The sequence below is a fragment of the Cupriavidus sp. FW306-1B-F12B genome (genome assembly GCF_058781795.1).
In genome coordinates, this window is record NZ_JBYSXC010000021.1 from 73641 (window position 1) to 96079 (window position 22439).

Sequence of the window (22439 nt, forward strand, 5' to 3'; positions counted from 1 at the left end):
CTATGGGACCGGCCGCACGCCTTGCGTGTCCCCGTCAATACTCCAGCTCCGGTGACACCGCTGCGACTTTGCCGTGGTCTTTCGGCATCTCTACCACGGTCGCGTCCGTGGTCAGAATCAGCCCGGCGACCGAAGCCGCATTCTGCAGTGCGGTACGGGTCACCTTGGTTGGGTCAATCACGCCCATCTCGAACAGGTCGCCGTATTCACCGGTGGCCGCATTCCAGCCGAAGTTGCCGTCATGACCGAGTACCCGGCTAAGCACCACCGACGCTTCCTCGCCGGCATTGGCGGCGATCTGCCGCAGCGGCTCCTCCAGGGCACGCAGCACGATTCGGATGCCGGCTTCCTGGTCGGCGTTGGCGCCCTGAAGCGGCGCAAGCTGGGCGCGGGCGCGCAGCAGCGCGACGCCGCCGCCCGCCACGATGCCTTCCTCGACCGCGGCCCGCGTGGCGTGCAGGGCGTCTTCGACGCGCGCCTTCCTCTCCTTCATTTCCACCTCAGTGGCGGCGCCAACCCGGATCACCGCCACGCCACCGGCCAGCTTGGCGACCCGCTCCTGCAACTTCTCCTTGTCGTAGTCGCTGGTGGCCTCGTCGATCTGCCGCCGGATGGCCTTGATGCGGGCTTCGACTGCCGCGTGCTCGCCCGCGCCGCCGACGACGGTCGTGTTCTCCTTCTCAATTTCGACGCGCTTGGCGTGGCCCAGATCGTCCAGCACGACATGCTTGAGCTGCTGGCCCGTCTGTTCCTCAATCAGCGTGCCGCCGGTCAGGATGGCAATGTCTTCCAGCATGGCCTTGCGCCGGTCGCCGAAGCCCGGTGCCTTCACCGCGGCGGCCTTGAAGGTGCCGCGCAGGGAGTTGACGACCAGGGTCGCAAGCGCCTCGCCTTCCACGTCTTCGGCCACGACGAGCAACGGCTTGCCGGTCTTGGCCACGGCCTCGAGCACCGGCAGCAGATCGTGAATCGCCGAGATCTTCTTGTCATGCAGCAGGATGTACGGCTCTTCGAGCATGACGGATTGCTTCTCGGGCTGGTTGATGAAGTACGAGGAAAGGTAACCGCGATCGAACTGCATGCCTTCGACCACCTCCAGCTCGCTCTCCAGCGACTTGCCGTCTTCGATCGTGATGGCCCCGTCCTTGCCGACCTTGGCCATCGCGTCAGCGATGATCTTGCCGATCGCCTCATCGGCATTGGCGGAGATCGCGCCGATCTGGCCGATCTCCTTGCTCGTAGTGCAGGGCCGGCTCAGTTCTCGCAACGCCTCGACGACGGCCCCCACGGCGAGGTCCATGCCGCGCTTCAAATCGATCGGGTTCAGGCCCGCCACCACGTCCTTCATGCCTTCCTGAACCATCGCCTGGGCCAGCACGGTGGCGGTCGTGGTGCCGTCACCGGCCACGTCAGAAGTCTTGGACGCAACCTGCTTGACCAACTGGGCCCCCATGTTCTCGAACTTGTCGCCCAGCTCGATTTCCTTGGCGACCGACACCCCATCCTTGGTGATCAGCGGGGCCCCGAACGATCGCTCGAGGACCACATTGCGCCCCTTGGGACCGAGCGTGACCTTGACCGCGTTGGCCAGCAGATTGACACCCGCTACGATGCGGCGGCGCGCGGACTCCTGGAACTGGATCTCCTTGGCTGCCATGATGAGACTCCTCGCGAGACGCTAGCCTTCTGTTCCTTCCTCTATTCGACGACGCACAGAATGTCCTCGTCACGCATCACCAGCACCTCCTCGCCTTCAAGCTTGACGGTGGTGCCCGTATATTTGCCAAATAGCACGCGCTCGCCAATCTTCACGCTCGGCGCGCTGACATGGCCATCGCCCAGGCGCTTGCCGGGGCCGACAGCCAGGACTTCGCCCTGGTCCGGCTTTTCGGCGGCGGCATCGGGGATGACAATACCGCCGGCCGTCTTGTGCTCTGCGTCCAGGCGTCTGACGATGACGCGATCGTGTAGTGGACGGATGTTCATAGCCTTGCTCCTCGTCCGATCTCTGTGATCACCGGCTTGTCCGGCCGACCCGTCCGCGTTCAGGGCGCGAAAGCCTCGACGCCGGTGTCTGGATTCACGGCATAAGCGTCATTGGCCAGGAAGCCCGAGTGTGGCGCTTCACTGAATGGGCGGCACGGTCCCGAGCTTCTCCGCCAGCATTCGCTCATACACGCCAAAATGCGTATCCACCTCAGCCTGACTGACGACGACGATGTCAATCGTGACCTGCTCAGGCGTCAAGCCGAACATCGTGGCCAGCGCCACTTCGAGGTGGGGAGCCGCCACTCTGTCCTTTTCGAACGTCGTGCCGATGCTGATCACGTAAGCATCGCCTTGCGCCGTGACGTCGACCAAGCGGGCCCGCGCGCTGAGGTTATTATCGATCGCGACTGTGACCAACTCCGCCACGCGCCGCGTCCGCTCGGTAGGAAAGCCGCGCGTGCACTTAAGCCGCACCCGATGCCTGCCTAGCGTCACCCACTCAGAATCGAATTCCATCGAAGTCTCCATCTTGGAAAGTGCTTGCCGCCAAAATAGAGCCCAGTCCGGCGATTTCAAGACCTCAGCATCGCCCCCGGATCTGCTGCTGGGCCGCAAGCCAGCACCGCGCGTTCCGAGCGCCGCCTATACCAGGGAGGGGCATGGGCGGCGCCATGCATGGCCAGCAGGAATTCCTGGCTGAGCGCAGCAGGCTCAAGGGTGCCAATAATCTTGAGGCAGCTCGCCATCTTCCGCTCACTTCACCTCGATCTTCCTTACCGAAGACTGCGACGTACCGGTCTTTGGCAGACGCAGCGTCAAGACACCTCGGTCAAACTTCGCATCGATGTGATCGAGGTCGACGCCATCGGGCAGCGGAATACTGCGCATGAAGGCGCCGTATGCCCGCTCCAGCCGGTAGCAGCCGTTTTCCTCGCTCCGAATGTCCTGCTTCTTCTCTCCCCGTAACACCAGCGCACCATCTTCGATGGTGGTCGTCAGGTCCTCGCGATCCATGCCGGGTAGCTCCGCCGTGATCCTCAGCGCCGAGCCATCATCGACCACATCGATCCGCGGCTGGAAGCGCGACGAACTGAAGTCGCCGAACCATCGATCCAATCCCCCGAAGCCCGCAAAAGGTTCATGCAGAAACTCGCCCATCGCACGCCAGGGATCGCTGGAAAACAGCCGCGAAATGTCAGGCCGGTCCGGTGTCCAGTGCCTTGGCGCGGGAGCATTGGACGACTCGCCCGTCGGTTGCCTGTCCTCTGTCGATTTGCGTAGGAACTTGAAGGGGTTCCATTTGCCCAGGTCTGTTTTCATCTTGTCCTCACCGAATGTCAGCCAATTGCCGCGGGCACTGCGGTGGCGCCCTTGCGGACGCCACCGGTGCCCGAGGGGGCGACGGCAACTCACGCCACGTTGACTGCAATGCGGCGTGGACGCGCTTCGTCGCGACGCGGGATCGTCAGCTTGAGCACGCCGTCCTGCAGGTTCGCCTCGATCTTCGACGCGTCAAGATCCGCGCTCAACGAGAAAGCGCGTGCGAAGTGCGGCTGGCGAATTTCCGCGTGTTGCACCCGCAGTCCTTGGGGGGTGGGTACGACCGCTTCCGCCTCGATATGAAGGTTGCCGTCGTGCACATTCACCTCGAGCTTGTCCTTGGTCACACCTGGAAGGTCCGCCCAGAGGGTGACGCCATTGCTGTCCTCGACGATGTCGACCGCGGGAAGCAGCGTCATCGTCGGCGTCGACCTGTCCTCCTGACCTTTTGTCACCGCGTTCTGGTTGCGTTCCGCCACTTGGGTAGTCTCGTTCATGGCATTCTCCTCGCGTTATTGAACCGTGATCGCCCGGGGCTTCGAGGTTTCGCGCTTGCCGACACTGATAGACAGGCAGCCGTTGGCATAGCGCGCCTGAACTTTGTCGGGGTCGGCGCTCTGCGGCAATTCGACCACACGCCGGAACGTGCCTGTGAATCGCTCTTGCGCGTACATCCGGACCTCCGGATCATCCTCCGCTTGCGCCGCTTCACGCTCGCCGCTGATGGTCAGCAAGCCCTTGTCGATCGACACCTCGAACTTGTCTGGCTTGAGCCCCGGTGCGAACGCGACGATCTCAATGGAATCGTCCGTGGCGCCGATATTGACGGGGGGAAATGCCCCGAAGCGGCCGGAGCGGATGCTGGATGGGAAGCCGCCGAACAAACTCGCCATCTGCCTTTGCATGCGGTCGAGTTCGCTGAAGAGGTCGGTTCCTAAGAAAAGATCGCTCATGGTCGTATCCTCCTTCGATGCAGCAAGGAGGCGAAGGGGCATACGCGCTCCCATCCACCTGCCAAGCTGCTGGCAAACAAACAGAAACACGCAGCGCGCAATGATCGCGACTGCCTGAGCGAAAATAAAATAGTAATTGGCCACGCAAATTTCAAGGGGGCAAGTCTGCGCCGTTCCGCGAAAAGACGTCGGGCGATTCGTGCTGCACCGGTCACCTTGGTCACATTCGCTTGGCATCGCATCCGGGGGCTCCCGTTGCACTGCGCCCAAACATGCCGGTGCATGGCTTAATCGCCAAAGCCGTGGCAAAGTTAATCGCAAATGTAATCCAAGCGCCACTCGCTGGAATATGCCCTCGACGGCAGCGCCGGCTTGCGCCTCGTTGAGCAGAATCGGCTGGTCATAAAATAAAGAAATGCCGCCGCGAACGTGGGGTGTACGGGTAGGTGTACATGCGAGGCGGTGCGCCGATGCGGATCCATTGGGGGGCTAGGTTTGGGGGTACTAGCAGACGGTCGCCGGCTCGACGCGGCGGCCGGCGTGGAAGGGGCCTGCCAGGGCTGTGCCTCCAAAGCGACCGCGGGTGGCTCGGAACTGAAGGGATTAACAGGATCTCCGAATTCTACGGATCCGGTCTTCGTCACCCAGTAGTTGGCGCCTGGCGGTGGGCTCGTAATCGCTTAGCGTGCAAAATTTTCCCTTTTCTGAAGCGACCCCGTTCGGGCCGTTTCTCGGCGTACGGCTGGACAATGACGTGACCCTGGACTTCATGGACGCGGAGGGCGATGTTGCTCTGCAGCACTATGCCTTCCTGGTCAGCGACGCCGAATTCGATCAGGGCTTTGCCCGCGTCCGCGCGCGCAACCTGACCTACTGGGCGGACCCGTACCGCCGCCGCCCGGGCGAGGTCAACACCGACGATGGCGGCCGCCGGATCTACTTCGAGGATCCGAGCAAGCACTTTCTGGAGATCTTTACGATGGGCTAGTGTCCTGCCATGAGCCTTTGACGAGACACTGGCGCCCTGCCACGCCAGCTCGATGCTTTGCAGCGTTGACTGCGCTTGGTTGATGCGGTTGCACCCCATAGAATGAAGTTGCGCCTTGGAAAGCGGCTCTGGTTTCTGCCGCATCAAAGGAGGATGTCATGGAACTTCATATGCAATCGCATCGCTACGCGCACCGGTGGCCGGACTGGCGTGCGGCGGCGCTGGCGGGCCTCGTCGCCGGGGTGGTATTCCTGGTGCTCGACTTGCTGGCGGCCATGCTGATGGGGGCCGGCGTGTGGAAGCCGCTGACCATGATCGCGGCCATCATGCTGGGCCCTGATGTGCTGGCGCAAGCCGCCACCTTCCAGATGAGCGTGCTGGTAGCGGCCGTGGTGGTCCACTTCGTGCTCTCTGTCGTGTTCGCGGTGATCCTGGCAGCGATCATGGCGCCGTTCCGTTTCGATTCGAGCGTCGGCATGGCCTCGGTGGTGGGAGCGCTGTTCGGCCTGGTCCTGTACCTGGTCAATTTTCACGGCATGACTGCCGTCTTCCCATGGTTTGCCGAAGCGCGAGGCTGGGTGACCGCCATTGCCCACATCGTGTTCGGCCTGGTCGCGGCTGACTCGTACCTGAAACTGGAGCGGCACGTGGATGCGTCCGCCGGCGGCACTGGCGGTACATAGGAGAGCAAGCGCAAAACGAGCAGCGGCAAGGCGCGCGATCCATGCAGGCCGTCGCCTATCCCTATCAGCCAGTGCCTGAACGGGGCACCCTGAGGTGCTTCCTGCTGGCCTTGTTCATGCACCTGCTGCTGGGTGCCCTGCTCTACTACGGCGTGCGCTGGCGCAGCGCGGCGCCTGAAGGTGTCGCGGCCGAACTGTGGGAGGCGATCCCGGAAGCCGCAACGCCAGCGCCTGCAATCACGCCGGTGCCAAGCCCGAAGCCGGTCGAAGAGGAAGACGCCGACATCTCGCTGCAGGAAAAGCAGCGCAAGGCCGAGCAAGCCGCGCGCGACCAGGCACAAGCACGGCAGCGCGAGAACCAGGCCCGTGCCGAAGCAGCCCGCAAGGAGGCGCAGCGCAAGGCGACGGAAGCGCAGCGCCAGGCCGACAATGCCCAGCGCCAGGGCGAACTGGCGCGATTGCGGTCGCAGGCGGGCAATTCGGGAACACGGGTCGGCTCCGGCTCCGGCACCAAGCCTTCGTCCGGTTATGCCGAGCGGGTCCGGCAGCGGGTCAAGCCGAACATCATCTTCAATGAAGACGTCAGCGGCAACCCGGCGGCGGTGGTGGCCGTGGGCATGGCGCCGGATGGCTCGGTGCTGTCGGCGCGGCTCGCCAAGTCAAGCGGCAATGCGGCCTGGGACAACGCCGTGCTGCGCGCGGTGCAGCGCTCCGACCCGCTGCCGCGCGACGAGAACGGCGTTGCGCCCTCCAATATCCTCATTACCTTCTGGCCCAGGGACGAAGGCGGCTAGTAGTGCCGCCTCCTGTGCCCTGTCCAGGCGCTACGCCTCCATGTAGCCCTTGCGCAGCTTCTCCGCCACCAGCTTGTCCGCCTCGCGCCGTGCCCGCTCGGCGCTGTCGAACGTCTTCACGCTGGTCTGCCCTGTGCTGCCGATGCGGCCATAGGTGACGGAGAGCTCCGCCCCGCGTACGCTGGCGCGCCAGAACTTGCGCGAAGTGCCCTGCTCGAAGCGAAGCGTCCGCACCAGTTCCGCTTGCGCAGCCGATGCCATCGCCGCGTCCGTCCGGGCCTCGCCCGTTGACGCCGCATCCTGCACCGCGGCCGGCTTCGCCAACGGCACCGGGATCTCGACCTCCACGTCCAGCGCGCGATCCTCGCCATCGGCCAGCATGGCCTCGATGCGGGCCAGCACCGCGTCCCGATCGTCGAGCCAGTCCTTGCCGGGGATGTCCAGCACGCGCCAGCCGAAGCTGCGCAGGATGCCGGGGCGGAACACATAGCGCTCGGCGGTGTCCGTTACCGCCTCCGACGGCGCATCGAGCAGGATCGCCAGCGCGTAGCCTTGTCCCGACGCAGCGGCGATGGCCAGGTCGCAGCGGAACTGCGAGCGGCCGACGTTGGCGTGCACCTGGTGGCCGCGCGCACGCAGCGCCTCGGCAAGTGCGTCGCGGACGCTGTCTGGCGTGGGCTCGCGCGTAAAGGCGTCGCGCGCGCCGGGGTTCAGCGCGCCGAGCACCGACTGGGCGCGTTCGAACTGTCCGCGCGCGCTGGCCTGCGCGAACTGCAGGAACGCACGCAGCGCGGCAGCGCCATCGTTGTGCACGTTGGTGATGGCCTCGGCCTGGATCGTCGACACCACCGCCATCCGATGGCGCGCGCGGCTGAAGATCACGTTCAGGCGCTTCTCGCCGCCGCGCTGGTTGATCGGGCCGAAGTTCATCAGCATCTTGCCGTCCGGCCCAGGCGCGTAGCAGATGCTCAGGATGATCACGTCGCGCTCGTCGCCTTGCACGTTCTCCAGGTTCTTGACGAACAGTCCGTTGAACTGGTCGTCATCCTCGCGCACGTACTCGCGCTCGAGGCGCATCGCGAAGTCCGCGTCCTCGGCTGCCAGCGCCTCGAGCGCGGACTCGATGGCGCCCTGCTGCGCCTCGGAAAACGCCACGATGCCCAGGCTCAGCCCGGTCTCGCGGCGCAACAGCTCGCGCACGGTCCGGGCGATGTAGCCCGCCTCGGGCGCATTGCGGCGGTCGGCGTAGACGCCGTCGGCCAGCCGGTGGAAGCTGACCGGCCGCGCCAGCAGCGCGTCGGCGCCCGCGATGCCGGCATCCTCCTGGTCCGAGCGCAGCGCAGGCGCCTCGTCCTCGGCCTGCTCCAGCAAACGGTCGGGGACGGTGACGAGGCGCCCGTCGTAGAACGCCGCGTTGGAAAAGCTGATCAGCGATTCGTGACGGCTGCGGTAGTGCCACGCCAGCAGCGTGGCAGGCAGGTTGCGCGCGGCCTGGTTCAGCAGGCTGTCCGAATCGAGGTTGATGGCGATGCGTTCGCCCTCCTCTTCCACGACGATCTCGTCGTCGCCCTCGGCGCCGCCGGCCGTGAAGAAGCTCGTCGGCGGCAGCTGCATCTCGTCGCCGACCACCACCACCTGGCTTGCGCGGCTCAGCGCGGGCACCGCCTCCTCGGTCGGAATCTGGCTGGCCTCGTCGAAGATCACCACGTCGAACAGGTCCGGCGACAACGGCAGTGTATCGGACACCGACAGCGGGCTCATCAGCCAGATCGGCTTCAGGTCGTTGATGACGATGCCGGTCTCGTCGTCGGAGAGATCGCGGATGGAGCGGTGGCGCATGCTCTTGCCGAACTCGTGCTCCAGTTCGCGGCGACCCGTGGCGTATCGTTTCTTGAACGCCTTGCCGTCGGCGTCCAGCATCGTGGCCGACAGCGAGGACACGCGCACATGCTCGGCGAACTGCTTGTGGCGCGTGGCGCGCACCACCTGGGCGTTCAGCGCGAGCAGCTCGCGCTGACTCTGCGCCACGGCGCGCGCAGCCTGCGCCAGCGCCGCGCCGCCAACGCGCGCCAGCACCGGGTTCTCGCGCGCGAGACGGCGCAGTGCCTCGTCGGCGACCAGCGCCTCGAGCTGCACCGGTGCGTGATCGAGCCACTGCAGCGTGGCGGCGCAGGCGGGGTCGCCCGCATGCACCGCGCGCAAGAGCGGCAACAGGTCGGGCAGGTCGTCGAGCGCCTCGCGCAGGTCGCGCAGCAGTTCGGCGATGTCGCCGAGGCGCGCGTCGTCGGCCAGCACCAGCCCGTCGCGCACGCGCTGCGCGAGCTTCTCCAGCGCCTCGCGCGCACCGGCCTCGGCGCGCGCCGCTGCGACCGGGTCGATGGCCTGGCGCAGGTGCGCGACCAGTTCGCGCGGGCCTGCGCCTGACTGCAGGCGCTGCTCGAGTTCGCCGAGCGCGCGCAGGAAGGCCTGCATCTTGTTGACGCCGTAGCGCCGGCGGCTGTCGGCATCGGCCGCGGCCAGCGCGGCGCTCGCGGCATGCTCGGCGGCCAGCGCTTCCAGCACCTTGCCGTAGCCCGGATGGACGGCGTGCTTGCCGAAGTCATAGCGGCGCTTCAGTTCGCCGCGCAGCCGCCACCATGCGGGCTGCAGCCAGCGCGCGAACGACGGCTCCAGCCGCCGCGCGAGCGCCAGCGCCGATTCGGTATCGCCGGGGCTCAGCTTGTCCTGCCAGTTCGACGTTGCGGCTTGCGCGTCGGCGAGTGCCTGCGCGCGCCGCTCCAGGTCCGCCCGGATCTCGCGCAGCGCGCCTTGCGCCGGCGAAGCCGGATCGAGCAGGTCCAGATGCGCGGCCAGGCCCGTGTCGAGCAGCCACTGGCTGTCGGCGGCAATTGCGCGTGCCTGTTCCAGCGCGGTGTCCTGGCCTGTCAGGCTGGCGGTACTGTCGAGCAGCGGGTCGAGCGCATCGAACAGCGCCTCGGCGTCATGGCACAGCTGCTCGGCGCGGCCATAGGCGCGCTCGTCGGCCAGCAGTTGCGGCGACAGGCGCGCGAACGGATGCGCGGCCAGGCTGTCGACACCGAAGCGCTCGCGCATCGCGCGGTGCACGCGGTGCGCGAGATCGCGCTGGCGGTCCCAGGCGGCCAGCGCCGGCAGGCGTTCGCGCAGCGCAGGCCCTGCCTCGGGCACAGCGGGCAACGCGGCCACGCGGCGCAGCAGCGCACGCACGCTGTCGCCGAGTGCCTCGGGCGCGCTGGCCATCGCCGACTCGAATGCGTCGATGCGCTGCTGGAATGCGTCCAGCGCCTCGGCGACCTGCGTGCGGCGGGCCGCCAGCGTGTCGCCATCGTGCGGCTGCGCGATCCACTGCTCGTAGCAGGCACGCAGGTCGGCAATGAAGGCCTTCTTGTCGGTCTGCGAGTCGTGGATCAGGCAGCACAGCGAATCCAGTCCGCTTTGCTTGAGCCGGTGGAACACCACGTCGAGCGCGGCGCGCTTCTCGCAGACGAACAGCACGCGCTTGCCGCGTCCGGCGTAGTCGGCGATCAGGTTGGTGATGGTCTGCGACTTGCCCGTTCCCGGCGGGCCCTGGATGATGAAGCTGCGCTGGCTGCGCGCGAGGCCGACGGCGGCGTTCTGCGTCGCATCGGCCGCCACCACGTTCCACTGCTCGGCCGGTGCGAGCGGCGCGGGCGCTTGCGTCTCCACGTCGCGCGGATCGATCGAGAACACGCGGTCGAACGCCGGATTGGCGCCGGGCTCGTCCAGCAACTGCGTGTAGTCGCGCACCAGCGACATCTTGCGGTAGTTGAAGTTGGCGAGCGTCACCTGCGTCAGGTCCAGGTCCCAGGCATAACGGTGGCCTTCGGACTCCTCGAGCACGTAGCCCTGGCGCTCGTCGCTTTCAGCGGCGGCGGGGCCGCTCATGTGCGGCTGGCGCGGACCGGCTCCCGGTGTGGCGCCCGCCTCGAAGCGCTGTGGCAGCTCACTCGGCCGCACCCAATGCTCGAACAGAGCGCGTCCCAGCGGCCGGTAGTCGTCCTGCGCATAGCTGTACGGCGGCAGCCAGCCACCGGTGCGCGCGGCGGCGGGGCCCGGCTTGCGGCGCTGGAACTGCTGCATCCGCTGCAGCGCCTTCTGCCGCACAAGCCGCACCGCGGCCTTGTCGACCAGGCGCAGCTCCACCGAGGGCTCCGAGCGGCGAATCTGCGCAAGGATGCCGGCATGGATCTCCTCGAGCGAGGTCTTACCGAGATCCACCGTCTCATCCAGCCGGATGTCGTACAGCTGGCTCAGGTAGTGGCGCAGCACCGGGTTGAACTCGGCCTCGCCGCCCGCGCACTGGATCACGTACTGGTCGCGCACGCCCTTGCGTTTGACCAGCTCCACCGGCAGCCACAGCAGCGGCGTCACGATGCGCTCGTCCGGCGCCTCCTTCAGGTTGTGCCAGCGCAGGAACGCCACCACCAGGCGCAGGTTGCTGAAGCCGTACTCGGCGCGGTCGCGGCGGGTCTCGGCAATCAGGCGGTCCAGCGACGCCGGCAGGTATGGCTGGTCGTCGAAGCGCAGCCAGCGCTGCAGCGACACCGGCTTGCCCGCTACCAGGTCGGCGGCGAACGGTCCGCCCCAGGTGCAGATATGCTCGGGCCGCACGCTTTCGATCTGCAGCATCAGCGGCACGCTGGCCACGGTCACGTTGACGGTGGCCGCGGTCGGACGGAAGTGCAGCAGGCGATTGCGCCGCGACAGATCGAACAGGCGGTCGCGCAGGTGCGTGAGCACGGCGGCGCGGCGCGGCGTGGCACCGTTCGTGCCGGCCAGCGCGCGTTCGACGTCCAGTCCCAGCGGCTGCTCGCGCCACGTGCGCAGCCGGGTCGCCAGCGCGGCAACATCGGTGGCGCGGTCGTGGCGGTTGATCTCGGTCATCTCGACGATCACCGCGGCGACGATCGGATGCAAGCGCTCGTGCAGCAGGAACAGGTTGCGGCGATGCGCCACGAAACTGCGCAGGTCGTCCTCGTCGGCGAAGTCCAGGCCGCAGGCCAGGCTGGCGAGCACCATGCCGAGCAGGAAGACGTCGCCGATCTCGTCGTGGTGGCCAAGCAGGCGTTCCCAGCTGGCCGGGCCGCGTAGATAGACCGGACGTTCGACCGGCGCCGTAGCGTCAAGCTGCAGCACCAGGTCGGTCTGGTCGCGCTGCCCGTCGTCGGCGTGGCCGAGCTGCAGCGCGCCGACGATGTTCAGGCCCGAGGCCGGATGCGGCTGCACGCGATGCACCGCGCCGATGTCCATGACCGGTGCCTCACCATCGGGCCGGCGCAGGCGCAGCGCGCCTTCCTCGTCCACCAGGATGCTGTCGGGATCGAGCGCGGCCACCCTGCCCTGCGCGTGCAGCGCGGCAACCTGCGCGAACAGGGGCAGCACCAGCACCAGGACGTCGTCGGTGGGCAACGCCGCGCCAGCCTGCGCGTCGACCAGGGCGCGCAGCGTGCGCGGCTCGCTGCTGCCGGCCATATCCGGAATGGTGTTGGTGCCGTGGGTCGTGCTGTCAGTCATGCCCGGCCCTCCCTGGCCAGTTCGCGGTGGAGTTGGCGCTGGTAGCGGTCCAGCTCGCGCTTGCCGAAGCCGGCGTCGCGGCGCAGGTTGCCTTGCAGCGCTTCCAGGCTGCCGAGCGCCTGCGCCACCTGGCCGGCGCGCAGCAGCGCCGCGTCCTGCTGGTCGGGGTCGGCGAGCGCCAGATCCATCATCAGCGCGTTGAGGTAGCCGCGCACGCTGTCGTCGGCCACGTCCGGCCCCAACCCCTCGGGGCCGATCGCTGGTTCGTCGTCGCGCCAGTCGGGGAACATCATGCGCACCTGCGCGAGCACTGCCTCGCTCGCCAGCGGCGTGCCGGCGAGGAAGTGGGCGAGGAAGCCGCGCGTCAGCGCCTGCAGCCGGATCTGTCCCGGCAGGTCCAGCTTCTCCAGCGCCAGCGGGCCGTGCAGGCGGGTTTCGATCCACGGATCGAGACCGGCCGCGCCCTCCCACCACAGCGCCAGCGCGCGCGCCCGGATAAAGGTCTCGGGATGGCTGTGGGCGGCGCTCGCGCCCGCTTCGTGGGCTTCGATCTCGGCCGCCTGGCGCAGGTAGGCGGCCGCGTCCACGCTGCCTATGCCGGTCTGCACCTTGACCAGCGTCGATACGGCCGGCGCCACCGCACGGGCGGCCACGGCGCCGCCGCGGTCGGCGAACAGCTCGGTGTGCAGCGCGTATCGGCGCCAGGTCTCGCGATGGCTGGCGCTGGCGCCGGGCGCGGCCAGCGCATCGTTCAGGATGCGGTCGGCCACCAGGAACTGGCCGTCGTCTCGCGACCACAGCAGGTAGTGGGCCAGTTCATGGCCGAACACCGCCAGCAGCTCCGGCGGCGACAGCCGTTCCAGCAGCGGCCCCTGCAGGACGATGTGGACCTCGGCGGGCACGTAGACCAGCGAGGCGTTCATGTCCAGGCCCGGGGACTGGTAGAGCGTGGCGGGCGCGTCGATGCCGAGCCGCGCCATCGCCTCGGCCAGCGCCGCGTGCACGTCGGCGTGCGCGTCCGCCTCGATGCGGTAGGTGTCGCGCAGCAGCATCGAGCGCAGTGCCTCGCGGTGATCGGCGCCGGTTGCACGGGCGCCGGCCCAGCGCCAGACCTCGGGCTCATGGCGACGCAGGTAGTCGACCACCGTTGCGTGATAGGCCGGCGGCACCAGCGCGCCGCGATCCGGGGCGTGAGAGTCCATGCGGGACGTTCCAGGGTTGCGTGGAAGCCGATTCTACAGGGGGAGCATGGCGTTGGCGCCATCCATCAGCGCGGGCCATGCCCGTATGGGCATGGCCAGCTTGACGCTGTCGGGGGTAGTCGGAGACGGGAATGCCGGCGCGGGAAGTGGCTGACGGCTGAAGCTGTTGGTTTGGGTGGGCGGCTGATACGCCGCAAGTCTGTTTCTGCCCAACATTTGCTCCGCCAATCGGGCGGAATTCGCTGATGACGGGGCTGCCGCTCCATTTTTGTCGGTCCGCATCCGGTGGCACAGCTTCTGCGTATAAGCGAGAGGACGCCGCCGCGTTCTGCCCTTCTTACCGCAAATCGGAGTACCGCCATGATCCGCCAGCTCGCCAACACGATCTTCGCCACCGCCGCGATTGCAGTCGCCTGCACTGCCGGCATTGCCCATGCCGCCGCCCGCGACAGCGCTGCTGCCGGCGACAGGTCCGGCTGCACCTTCCGCGTCGACATGCGCGACGTCTATAGCAACAGTGCGCGGGCCGGCCGCTTCGACGTCTTCATCGACGGCACCCGCGTCGAGGCTTCACCCGTCAAGGAGCACTCGGTTTCTGGCCTGAACCGTAGTGGCGTGTCGGCCGATCCTGCCCGCAAATTCGACATCTACACTGACGGCGCCCTGGCCGGCATGGACCGCAGCGGTCCTTCAGCCGATCCCGCGCGCAAGTTCGACGTCTATACCGACGGCGCCCTGGCATAGCCCACGCTCAGTGAGCCTGCCCCAGGCAGGCAGCCATCGTCAAACGCGCTTGTGCGCCCTTTGGAACGTATTTCTCCCGGCTCCAAAGGGCGCTTTTTTGCTGGCACGACGCCGGCAGTGCGGCGCGCCGCCGGCGTCCGGGCCGGAGCCCGCGTCAGCCCAGCGCCGGGTAGTCGACGTAACCGTGCGCACCATTGCCGCCGTACAGTGAAGCGTCCTCAAAGGGGCGGTTCAGCGGCTTGTTTTCGCGGAAGCGGCGCGGCAGGTCGGGGTTGGTGATCATCTTGCGGCCGAACGAGACCATGTCGGCACTGCCGCTGCGAATCGCCTCTTCGGCCATCTCCCTGGAGTAGCCGTTGTTGACCATCCATACGCCGGTGTACAGGCGGTGCAGCGCTTCATAATCGAAAGGCGCGTTGTCGCGCGGGCCGCCGGTGTGGCCTTCTACGACGTGGATATACACCGGATGCAGCTTCTCCAGTTCACGCACGACATGTTCGAACAGTGGCTGTGGGTTGCTCTCCAGCGCGTCGTTGACGGGCGAAACCGGTGCCAAGCGAATGCCGACCCGGTCGGCACCGATCTCATTGACCACGGCAGCCATGACTTCGAGCAGGAAGCGCGCGCGGTTTTCGATGCTGCCGCCATACGCGTCGGTGCGATTGTTCGTGCCATCGCGCAGGAAGGCGTCAAGCAGGTAGCCGTGCGCGCCATGGACTTCGACCCCGTCGAAGCCGGCCTGGATGGCATTGGCTGCAGCGGTGCGGAAGTCATCGACAATACCAGCGATCTCGGCCGTCTCGAGCGCGCGCGGGACCGAGCATTCGACGTAGCCTTTGCCGTTGATATAGGTCTTGGCATTGGCAGCGATGGCCGACGGTGCGACCGGGGCCTGGTTGTCCGGCTGGAAGTGCGTGTGGGACATGCGGCCGGTGTGCCAGATCTGCAGGAAGATCCTGCCGCCCTGCGCGTGGACCGCGTCGGTCACCTTCGTCCAGGCGGCGATCTGCTCGGGGGTATAGATGCCCGGCGTATTGGTGTAGCCCTGGGCTGTGGTCGAGACCTGCGTGGCTTCAGCGATGATCAGGCCGACGCTGGCGCGCTGGCTGTAGTACTCGACCACCATGTCGGTCGGCACCAGGTTGTCGTCGGCGCGGCTGCGCGTGAGCGGCGCCATGGCCATGCGGTTGGCAAGTTCGAGCTTGCCCAGCCTGATCGGCTGGAACAAAGCATCCGCGAGAAAGGCTTCTTTCTGTGCGCCCATGAATGGCTTACTCCGTGGTTGGTCTATGGCTTGCAGCGGCCACAACGTTGGTAGCGGCCGGCTGGAACAGGTGGTCGAACATCAGGTCGACGCTGCGGCGCAGCGGCTCGACCGAGCGTTCGAGCTTCATGCGCAGCAAGGCGCCCTCCCAGGCATCCCAGACCAGCCCGGAGAGGTCGGCAGGCGCAATGTCCGTACGGATTGCGCCGTGCGCCTGGGCCTGGCTGATCATGCCGGCCAGGCGTTCGCGCCAGGCCATCTGGGCTGCCTGCAGGGCGGTCCGGCAGGTGTCGCTCGACAAGGCAATCTCCGCCGCAAAGTTGCCGATCAGGCACCCTGCCTGCACCGTCCTGGACAGGTGGTAGGCAATCATCTGGGTGAAGACGTAGCGGATTGCCGCCATCGGCTCTGGCGGCGCGGCCTCCATCATGGCTTCCCACGACCGCTGCAGGTAGTCCGCGTACTGCGCGACGATGACCGCGGCAAACGTTTCCTTGCTTTCGAAATGGTTGTAGAACGAGCCTTTGGGCACGCCGGCGTGGTCGGTGATCTGCTGGATGCCGGTGGCGTTGTAGCCGTGGCGCGAAAACAGTTCGCGCCCTGCCTTCGTCAGGCGGTCAGGGATGTCGGTCTTGTCTGCGGTGCGTGCCATGGCTAAATAATATGACCAGTCGTCTTAAAAAGTCAAACGATCCTGGTCATCGCGGCTATCTTTACGGTATGCAGTTGCGGGCACCCAGAATTGGGTGCGGGCTACTTGTGGCGTGGGCGTATTCTGGGGCAATCCACCTCGTCATGCGGCCGCGCCACGGCGCGCCCCTGGAGCTGGTATTTGGAAAAACCCGTGCCCACCACGCCATGGTCGGTCATATCGTCAACCGCGATGATGCGTCGGCTCATGTGCTGGCCTCGCCCATCCACGTCCAGACAACCAGCGCTTCATCAGATGGCGAAAGCCCGAAGCGGATCATCGGCATCCCTTTTTGCCGCAGGATGCCGGACTTGCTGGCCACCCAATCCGCCTGAGGGTGTCCGGTCGGAAGCGAGGCGCGCCAGATGCCGGACAGAGGTGTGGTTTCGCCTGGGCGCACCGTGACCGGATCGCCGGTCTGCGTCGGCGGTGCGTTCACGCGGAAGCGCACACCATCCAGCAGCCTGTCCCAGAGGGCCACGGCTTCCTCGTCCGTCAGCGAGGCCTGATCCGCAGCGCCGATGCGATTGGCCGCCACCTTGGTGTACATCTTGGCGCCGATCACCGCTGGATGCAGCGTCGTTCGCTCCCTGCCAACAGCTTCCCACTCGAAGTCATGCGTGCCATCCGCACGGCGGACCAGCGATTCTTCCCCTTGCCAGACGCCGACCGTGCGCTTGCCCTCGCGCAGGGTCGTCAATTTCGGGTAGCGGCTACCCAGGTACTTCCTTTGCTCGGCAATCGAAGTCAGCAGACCAGGTTCGCCGTCCACGCTGGCCAGCTTGTTGGAGTCCACCGAAAAGCTGACATCGGGCAGGCTGGGCAGCCGAATGCCTGCGCCAAAGATCTCCTGATAGCTGCCGGACGCGTCCGCGACGAAGCCGTGGTCGATGCAGACGCCGGGGGTCGTGGGGATGTCTGCGTTGTCGCGTGCCCGGATACCACGCACTAAGGGGGCGAGCTTATCGCCACCAGTAAACCACTCGAACAGATTCGAACCAGATGCTACGAAGGTATGCTTCATTTCCACCCCGTAGTCGATCGAGAGCTGGTCTTCAAAATATCGAATTTCCCAGCTTCGCGAAGTCGCCGCCTGACCAAAATAGCTAATCTTGGCAGTTCGATCCTTACTAAGAATCTCGCGGCGAAATGACTCCGCTCGTTCTTTCAAGCGCTCCGCTTGTCCGACGTGCGTAATAATCTTGCCGGGAAACTCCCGGAATCCCCACAGCATCTCGGCTTCGACCGGGACTTCCATCACATAGCGGCCAAAGCACACCGGTTTGGTCTTGGCGAAAAGGGTCTGCAGGCGCGGCGACAGCGCAACGGGTTCCGACATCTTGTTCTCCGGATACGCAAACGATTGGCAGCCCGCGAGCAGCAGGCCAGCCAAGACCTTGGTGAAGCCGCGGCGGGTCATTGGCCCCACCATGTCGCAGTGTTGGCAATCCTGATGATCGAATACAGCGCGCTCGCCAGCACCTGGTCATTCTGATAGCTGCCCTGATGCTCGTAGCCAGTTTGCCGGAATAGCGTACCGCGCACGGCTTCGGCGGACGCCTTGGCAGGCACCGTCTGGTCACCTGCGTCAATCGGTGGCTCCAGGCAAAGTGTCAGCGGCTGTCTGCTCTTGGTGCGCACCACGATGCGGCCCTCGGCATCCTCGCTCTCGATGGTCCACGTGAGTGGGTCGCCATGTGGCGCCAGATCGGCCGTCTCCGCCCGCCAGGTCACGCTGCCGTAGGACTTCTGCGAACTGTCTTCGCCGTAGCTGGCATAGGTCGTGGGGTGGTACAGGTCCTTGATGTTCTTGTGGAAAAGCTGCGCGGCGGCAATCCGCTTCTTCGCAAGTGCGTACGGCTCCGCCCCTCTAAGATCCTTATCTGCCGGATTAATCCATTCCGGATTCAGCAGCCGCCACCATGCCTGAGGATTGCGCGTGTAGATATCGTAGACCGGATCGCCCACCGCCATCGGCGGCGCAGGCTTGTCCACGCCCAGCTTCTGATGCAAGTCCAGATCGCTCAGATACGCCTTCAACGGTGCATCCGAGGTAATCGGCAGCGCCATGGCCTGCCGGTAGTCGCCGGTCTGCAGACGCAACCATCCTCGCGGATAGGAGGCGGTCGGCAGCAGCTCCAGCGGCCCCGAGGCATTGGCAAATACCGCCGTCACTTCCTTGCCCGTTCTGCCCATGACATTGCGGGCAATGTTCCCAACCAGATTGTCCTGCACGTCGGACCCTGTGCGCACGCGCTTGTAGGCCGCCCCGGCCCCGAGCGCAGGCTGGACGCTATGGTAGACGCCGAGAATCTTGTCCTGCGCGTTGCCGTAGTCCGGATGCAGCAGTGCGCGAGCCACCAGGCCACCCATCGAGTGCGTGACCACGATCACCTTTTTGCACTGCCGCCCGTTGGCCGTGTACATCCCGATGATTTCGTCGATGCGCCTGGCCAGCTTCTTTGCGGACGTGCCATTGCTTTCCAGCCAGTTGTAGCCCATCGCGTAGACCGGATACCAGCAGTTCGCCACGCGCAGGACATCGGCCTCGGTCAGCGTATCGCCGGCGCCGCCCCAATAGGCGGGGGTGACGCCCAGCACTTCCACCTTCTTGCCCTCCTTCCAGGTCGGCGAGAGATCCCTGGCCACCAGCATGTCATTCAGGTGAGCCTCCATGAGCTTGATCACCTCGCCGTAGGTCTCGAACATGACTTCGCTCCAGCCGCGCCAGCGGGCCTTCTGCGCGGCGGTGGCCTCGTGCTTGCCGCGCCTGGCCTTCCACTGCTCGGCGGCAGGCGGCAGTGGCGCGCTCATCAGCAAGCCGATATCGGGCAGCCCATCGGGGACGTTGCCGTGCCGCTTGTCGGAATTGACCGTCTCTTTGCCGGTCATGTCGAACCTTCCGGCGTCCTCGGTGATCTCGTAACGGTCCACTTCGGTTTCGTCGGGATCGAAGTTCATTTGCCGCCGGCCCGGAGAGTCGTTGCGGCGGGCAAGCGTGTCCCCAGTGTCATCCGGCCGCCAGGCAATGTTGTCATCGCGCTTGAGATCCTCCTGCCGCTTCCGGCTCATGCGAAGGTGGCTCCCCATGATGCCCGGCAGGAAGATGACCGGAATCACCTTGTCAGGCGGCACCGGCAGACTGACGCGGCGCGTGTCGGTCGAAGGTGTGAGTGCAACGACGGCTCCGGCGTGCCCGCCAATTTCTTCGCCGGTTTTCAGATGGATGCGATCAGCGGCCACTTGCGGACTCCAGAATCTGAATCATGATGTTTTCGGCGCCCTGGCTTTGCTGGAGCTTGGTCAGCCCATCGGGGCCGGTGACGCCCTCGATCACGCTGCCGTCGGATTGCGTCAGGCGGAATTTCCGGTTCCTGGCGGGCGAGCCGTCGGGCAGATGCAAGTACACTTCCTGATCGAAATCGCTCTGCGGTAGCGCCAGGGCGCTGGGGTTCATGCCATCCGGGCCATCGACACTGAAATCGGTCGCGTGAATCTGCCTTACCCCGCTCATGCCCTCGACGATCTGCGAGGGAGTCACGCGCATATAGGTCTGTCCGACCTTCAACAGAATGCCCTGGTCGGCCTCGAGAACGATGTCGCCAAGCGCGCGGAAATGAATGTTGCGTTTGGCGGTGCCCTTGATGTCGCCATCCTGCGCTTCGAGCGCAATGTGGTCCGTGGCGGCCACCAGCCGTATGCCGAGGCTGTGCGCGAACAGCGCAATCCGTCGCGCCGCGCTGGCAAAGATGCCGCCGCTGCTGACGATGGATGCGTGCTTGCCAGTCGTGACAGCCAGATGCTCGCCGCTGTGCAATTGGGTGGATTTGGCGGTCGTCGCGGCCAATCCTGCTGCCGACGCAAGGACGAGATGAGGCGCGGTCAACTCGCCATTGACCTCGCCCGAACCGCGGATTTCTTCATCCTGGGCCTTGAGCGCCTTGGCGACGTCCTGCTGTTCCTCATCCTGCGCGTGATGGTGCTGCGCGAGCTGGCCCATGATGTCGTGGGCATGCTGGGCCTGCTGCAGCCGGTCAACCGTCTCGCCCATGTCCTTGTGGTGCGCCCTGGCATCGGGCCGGGCCTCGGTGCTGATCAGCAGGCCATCGCCGCCGCGCACGGCACCGTGCCCATCGGTGCGCAATTCGAAGCCGTTGCCCCGATGATCCTGGCGACCCCGGTGGTCCTCGATGCGGCTCAGGTAGCCCAGGCTCAGTTGCGAGCGCTGGTAGTCCGAAGACAGCTGGGACTGGATTTGCCCCTTGGTATCGTCGAACACCAGATGACCGCTGCTGGAGCCATCATGCTCACGGCTGCGGATGCCGGTCAGCGCATGCTGATGCGGTAGCTGCCACGGCGGCATGTTGAGGCTGTTCGGCACCGCGCCCATCACGATGGGCTTGTCCGGATCACCGCCGTCCAGGAACATCACCAGCACTTCGCTGCCGATGCGCGGGATGCTGACCTGGCCGTACTGCGAACCCGCCCATGGCGTCGCCACGCGCACCCAGCAGGACATCTTGTTGAAGCGGTCCCACGGAAACTGCACGCGCACGCGCCCGAAGCGGTCGGGCCATACGGTATGGCCTTCGGGGCCAACTACCGCCGCGCTTTGCGGGCCAGTGACCACTGGCCACGGGATGCTCAGTGCCGGGCGGAAGACCTCATGGGTGGGGTGACACTCGAATTCGACGCGGCATTGCCACCGCTGGCCTTCACCCGAGGCTTCGGCCACGTCTTCCAGCCTGAGGCTGGCGCCAAGCACCACGTACTCGCGGTTGGCCGCCTGCTGGGGGTGTCCCTTCACGTGCATGGTGCAGCCGGGCACCACCGCGCGCAGGTTGCCGGTGCCAAAGCAGCGCAGGCCGCGCGAACGGATCTCCTCCATGCGGATGCGCGCGATCATGTCGCCTTCGTCCCACGGGCGGTTGTCCGTGGCCGGCTGGGCATGCTCGCTAGGGAAGTCGTACACTTCCTGGTGCAGCGCGCCAGTGTTCAGGCCCGTGTCTCGCGGGTCCGAACTGCAGGCGGTCAGGTTGCCGCGCGGCTGGGTGAAGCTGTAGGCATTGGTCGTGTACTTGCCTGCGACCACGGCATCGACGACCGAAAAAGCATCGAGGTGTTCCTGATCGACCCTGACGCCAGGCGGAAGGATTTCCAGCACCTGATACGCCTCGCTCTGCATGCTGAAATAACCACCGACGTGATCGACCAGAACCAGGCGGTGCTTGCCGTCAGAATGTTCGAAGAACCACGATATTCCCCAGTGCTGCATGAGGCGGGCGATGAAGGTGTAGTCGCTCTCGTCGCACTGGGTGCGGTAGACCCGTCTGGGGTATTTCGCCACGTCGAGCCTGCGCTCAACCGGAAAGGAGTACGCAGACAGGACCTCTTCGATGATCTCGATATCGGTGCGGTTCTCGAAGACGCGGCTGTTCCTGTTCTGGGAGGCGATCCAGAGCCAGGGACGCAGCGTCAGTCCGTAGACGAAGTGCCGCCCTTCGGCGCGCAGGTAGCGGGCACGATCGACAATGCCGCTGATCTCGCGCGTGCCTGCGCCAATGTGTCCCGCCAACCCCGTACCCATGCCGTCGAGTTCGATATGCACGGTCAGCTCGCGCCCGTTCATCTCGCGCAAGTCGAAGTTGCCTTCCGGGCCGTGGAAGTTGTAGGCCTTGTCTGGCGTTTTCAGTTCGATGTCGTATTCGAACAGGCCGCAGACGCCTTCCTTGCCCTCCAGGCGTACGAAGGTGAAGGGGGATTGCCCGAGAATTTCCGGCAAGGCGGGGCCGGAGACCGTGACGGTGCGGGCGGGAAAAGGCAGATTGTCGCGGATACCCATGCGAGCGGCCTCCTGAGAGAGGATTACCGCATGGCACCCGTGTTACGCGCGAAGCACCATCTGCGGAGCGCAGGCGATGTTATCCGCAAAACGGACGTTACACGTGTCAAAGATTGCAACGTTTATCCAAGCCACAGCAAATTAAGACGATTCCTAGCCATCATGCAGCATTTTCCGCTGCTGCCAGCAGTGCCGCCCAGCCCCGATGATCGGAAGCCCGATCAAGGGCGGCTCTCTCGCCGGGTAGCCAGCGCACATTTTGTCGAAAGTTGCCAGAACGTTTTCCGGACCACCAAAGACAAAACCCCTCGCAGCACACGCTGTCGAGGGGTTTTGGGAATAAGAGCCTGGCGATGACCTACTTTCACACGGGAATCCGCACTATCATCGGCGCGGAGCTGTTTCACGGACCTGTT

Annotated in this window: 18 protein-coding genes; 4 read left to right on the forward strand and 14 right to left on the reverse strand. The window is 65.8% G+C overall.

Annotated features, from left to right (window positions below; genetic code table 11):
- Positions 1–34: 34 nt before the first annotated feature.
- The 6 genes from groL to AC3WLE_RS28010 all read right to left on the reverse strand — a co-directional run bounded on the left by groL (position 35) and on the right by AC3WLE_RS28010 (position 4262).
- Complete coding sequence (gene groL / locus AC3WLE_RS27985; protein WP_492317133.1) at positions 35–1657, reverse strand: chaperonin GroEL; 1623 nt, start codon at positions 1655–1657, stop codon at positions 35–37.
- Positions 1658–1698: 41 nt separating this feature from the next.
- Positions 1699–1986: a co-chaperone GroES gene (locus AC3WLE_RS27990; protein WP_492317134.1), complete on the reverse strand. Its 288-nt coding sequence runs from the start codon at positions 1984–1986 to the stop codon at positions 1699–1701.
- A 138-nt stretch (positions 1987–2124) separates the two neighbouring features.
- The gene (locus tag AC3WLE_RS27995) at positions 2125–2505 is read right to left on the reverse strand and encodes a hypothetical protein (RefSeq protein WP_492317135.1); all 381 of its coding nucleotides are present in this window, start codon (positions 2503–2505) and stop codon (positions 2125–2127) included.
- 237 nt (positions 2506–2742) lie between these two features.
- The gene (locus AC3WLE_RS28000) at positions 2743–3309 is read right to left on the reverse strand and encodes an Hsp20/alpha crystallin family protein (protein WP_492317136.1); all 567 of its coding nucleotides are present in this window, start codon (positions 3307–3309) and stop codon (positions 2743–2745) included.
- Between the two features lie 89 nt (positions 3310–3398).
- Positions 3399–3806, reverse strand: a complete 408-nt coding sequence (locus AC3WLE_RS28005; protein WP_492317137.1) for an Hsp20/alpha crystallin family protein — start codon at positions 3804–3806, stop codon at positions 3399–3401.
- A 15-nt stretch (positions 3807–3821) separates the two neighbouring features.
- A complete protein-coding gene (locus tag AC3WLE_RS28010) occupies positions 3822–4262 on the reverse strand; it encodes an Hsp20/alpha crystallin family protein (RefSeq protein WP_492317138.1) in 441 nt (146 codons plus the stop codon).
- Between the two features lie 754 nt (positions 4263–5016).
- On the opposite strand from AC3WLE_RS28010, the gene AC3WLE_RS28015 reads away from it, so the two are divergent.
- From AC3WLE_RS28015 to tolA, 3 genes are all read left to right on the forward strand, one after another.
- Positions 5017–5250, forward strand: a complete 234-nt coding sequence (locus tag AC3WLE_RS28015; protein ID WP_492356783.1) for a VOC family protein — start codon at positions 5017–5019, stop codon at positions 5248–5250.
- Positions 5251–5408: 158 nt separating this feature from the next.
- On the forward strand, positions 5409–5933 hold the full coding sequence (locus AC3WLE_RS28020) for a hypothetical protein (protein WP_492317701.1): 525 nt from the start codon (positions 5409–5411) through the stop codon (positions 5931–5933).
- Positions 5934–5974: 41 nt separating this feature from the next.
- Positions 5975–6727, forward strand: coding sequence for a cell envelope integrity protein TolA (gene tolA / locus AC3WLE_RS28025; RefSeq protein ID WP_492356784.1), 753 nt, complete (start codon positions 5975–5977; stop codon positions 6725–6727).
- A 30-nt stretch (positions 6728–6757) separates the two neighbouring features.
- Here the strand turns inward: tolA and AC3WLE_RS28030 are convergent, their stop codons facing one another.
- Complete coding sequence (locus AC3WLE_RS28030; protein WP_492356785.1) at positions 6758–12280, reverse strand: AAA domain-containing protein; 5523 nt, start codon at positions 12278–12280, stop codon at positions 6758–6760.
- The gene (locus tag AC3WLE_RS28035; protein ID WP_492356786.1) at positions 12277–13482 is read right to left on the reverse strand and encodes a M48 family metalloprotease; all 1206 of its coding nucleotides are present in this window, start codon (positions 13480–13482) and stop codon (positions 12277–12279) included. The genes AC3WLE_RS28030 and AC3WLE_RS28035 overlap by 4 nt, the downstream gene beginning before the upstream one ends.
- 360 nt (positions 13483–13842) lie before the next feature.
- On the opposite strand from AC3WLE_RS28035, the gene AC3WLE_RS28040 reads away from it, so the two are divergent.
- Positions 13843–14226, forward strand: coding sequence for a hypothetical protein (locus AC3WLE_RS28040; RefSeq protein ID WP_492356787.1), 384 nt, complete (start codon positions 13843–13845; stop codon positions 14224–14226).
- Positions 14227–14380: 154 nt separating this feature from the next.
- On the opposite strand, the gene AC3WLE_RS28045 is transcribed toward AC3WLE_RS28040, so the two are convergent.
- The 6 genes from AC3WLE_RS28045 to AC3WLE_RS28070 form a co-directional block, all read right to left on the reverse strand.
- Complete coding sequence (locus tag AC3WLE_RS28045) at positions 14381–15490, reverse strand: alkene reductase (RefSeq protein ID WP_492317696.1); 1110 nt, start codon at positions 15488–15490, stop codon at positions 14381–14383.
- 7 nt (positions 15491–15497) lie between these two features.
- On the reverse strand, positions 15498–16142 hold the full coding sequence (locus tag AC3WLE_RS28050; RefSeq protein WP_492356788.1) for a TetR/AcrR family transcriptional regulator: 645 nt from the start codon (positions 16140–16142) through the stop codon (positions 15498–15500).
- A 101-nt stretch (positions 16143–16243) separates the two neighbouring features.
- Entirely contained in the window at positions 16244–16390 is a 147-nt protein-coding gene (locus tag AC3WLE_RS28055) for a hypothetical protein (RefSeq protein WP_492317694.1), read from the reverse strand.
- Entirely contained in the window at positions 16387–17601 is a 1215-nt protein-coding gene (locus tag AC3WLE_RS28060) for a T6SS immunity protein Tli4 family protein (protein ID WP_492356789.1), read from the reverse strand. The genes AC3WLE_RS28055 and AC3WLE_RS28060 overlap by 4 nt, the downstream gene beginning before the upstream one ends.
- Entirely contained in the window at positions 17598–19424 is a 1827-nt protein-coding gene (locus AC3WLE_RS28065; protein WP_492356790.1) for an esterase/lipase family protein, read from the reverse strand. Before AC3WLE_RS28065 ends, AC3WLE_RS28060 begins: the two co-directional genes overlap by 4 nt.
- Entirely contained in the window at positions 19414–22023 is a 2610-nt protein-coding gene (locus tag AC3WLE_RS28070; RefSeq protein WP_492356791.1) for a type VI secretion system Vgr family protein, read from the reverse strand. The genes AC3WLE_RS28065 and AC3WLE_RS28070 overlap by 11 nt, the downstream gene beginning before the upstream one ends.
- Positions 22024–22439: the final 416 nt, after the last annotated feature.

Coding starts and splice junctions, on each gene's coding strand:
- AC3WLE_RS28045 (WP_492317696.1), bottom strand. CDS start 15,490: ATGGGCGCACAGAAAGAAGCCTTTCTCGCGGATGCTTTGTTCCAGCCG.
- tolA (WP_492356784.1), top strand. CDS start 5,975: ATGCAGGCCGTCGCCTATCCCTATCAGCCAGTGCCTGAACGGGGCACC.
- AC3WLE_RS28005 (WP_492317137.1), bottom strand. CDS start 3,806: ATGAACGAGACTACCCAAGTGGCGGAACGCAACCAGAACGCGGTGACA.
- AC3WLE_RS27990 (WP_492317134.1), bottom strand. CDS start 1,986: ATGAACATCCGTCCACTACACGATCGCGTCATCGTCAGACGCCTGGAC.
- AC3WLE_RS28060 (WP_492356789.1), bottom strand. CDS start 17,601: ATGACCCGCCGCGGCTTCACCAAGGTCTTGGCTGGCCTGCTGCTCGCG.
- AC3WLE_RS28000 (WP_492317136.1), bottom strand. CDS start 3,309: ATGAAAACAGACCTGGGCAAATGGAACCCCTTCAAGTTCCTACGCAAA.
- AC3WLE_RS28030 (WP_492356785.1), bottom strand. CDS start 12,280: ATGACTGACAGCACGACCCACGGCACCAACACCATTCCGGATATGGCC.
- AC3WLE_RS27995 (WP_492317135.1), bottom strand. CDS start 2,505: ATGGAATTCGATTCTGAGTGGGTGACGCTAGGCAGGCATCGGGTGCGG.
- AC3WLE_RS28010 (WP_492317138.1), bottom strand. CDS start 4,262: ATGAGCGATCTTTTCTTAGGAACCGACCTCTTCAGCGAACTCGACCGC.
- AC3WLE_RS28020 (WP_492317701.1), top strand. CDS start 5,409: ATGGAACTTCATATGCAATCGCATCGCTACGCGCACCGGTGGCCGGAC.
- AC3WLE_RS28035 (WP_492356786.1), bottom strand. CDS start 13,482: ATGGACTCTCACGCCCCGGATCGCGGCGCGCTGGTGCCGCCGGCCTAT.
- AC3WLE_RS28040 (WP_492356787.1), top strand. CDS start 13,843: ATGATCCGCCAGCTCGCCAACACGATCTTCGCCACCGCCGCGATTGCA.
- AC3WLE_RS28055 (WP_492317694.1), bottom strand. CDS start 16,390: ATGAGCCGACGCATCATCGCGGTTGACGATATGACCGACCATGGCGTG.
- AC3WLE_RS28070 (WP_492356791.1), bottom strand. CDS start 22,023: ATGGGTATCCGCGACAATCTGCCTTTTCCCGCCCGCACCGTCACGGTC.
- AC3WLE_RS28050 (WP_492356788.1), bottom strand. CDS start 16,142: ATGGCACGCACCGCAGACAAGACCGACATCCCTGACCGCCTGACGAAG.
- groL (WP_492317133.1), bottom strand. CDS start 1,657: ATGGCAGCCAAGGAGATCCAGTTCCAGGAGTCCGCGCGCCGCCGCATC.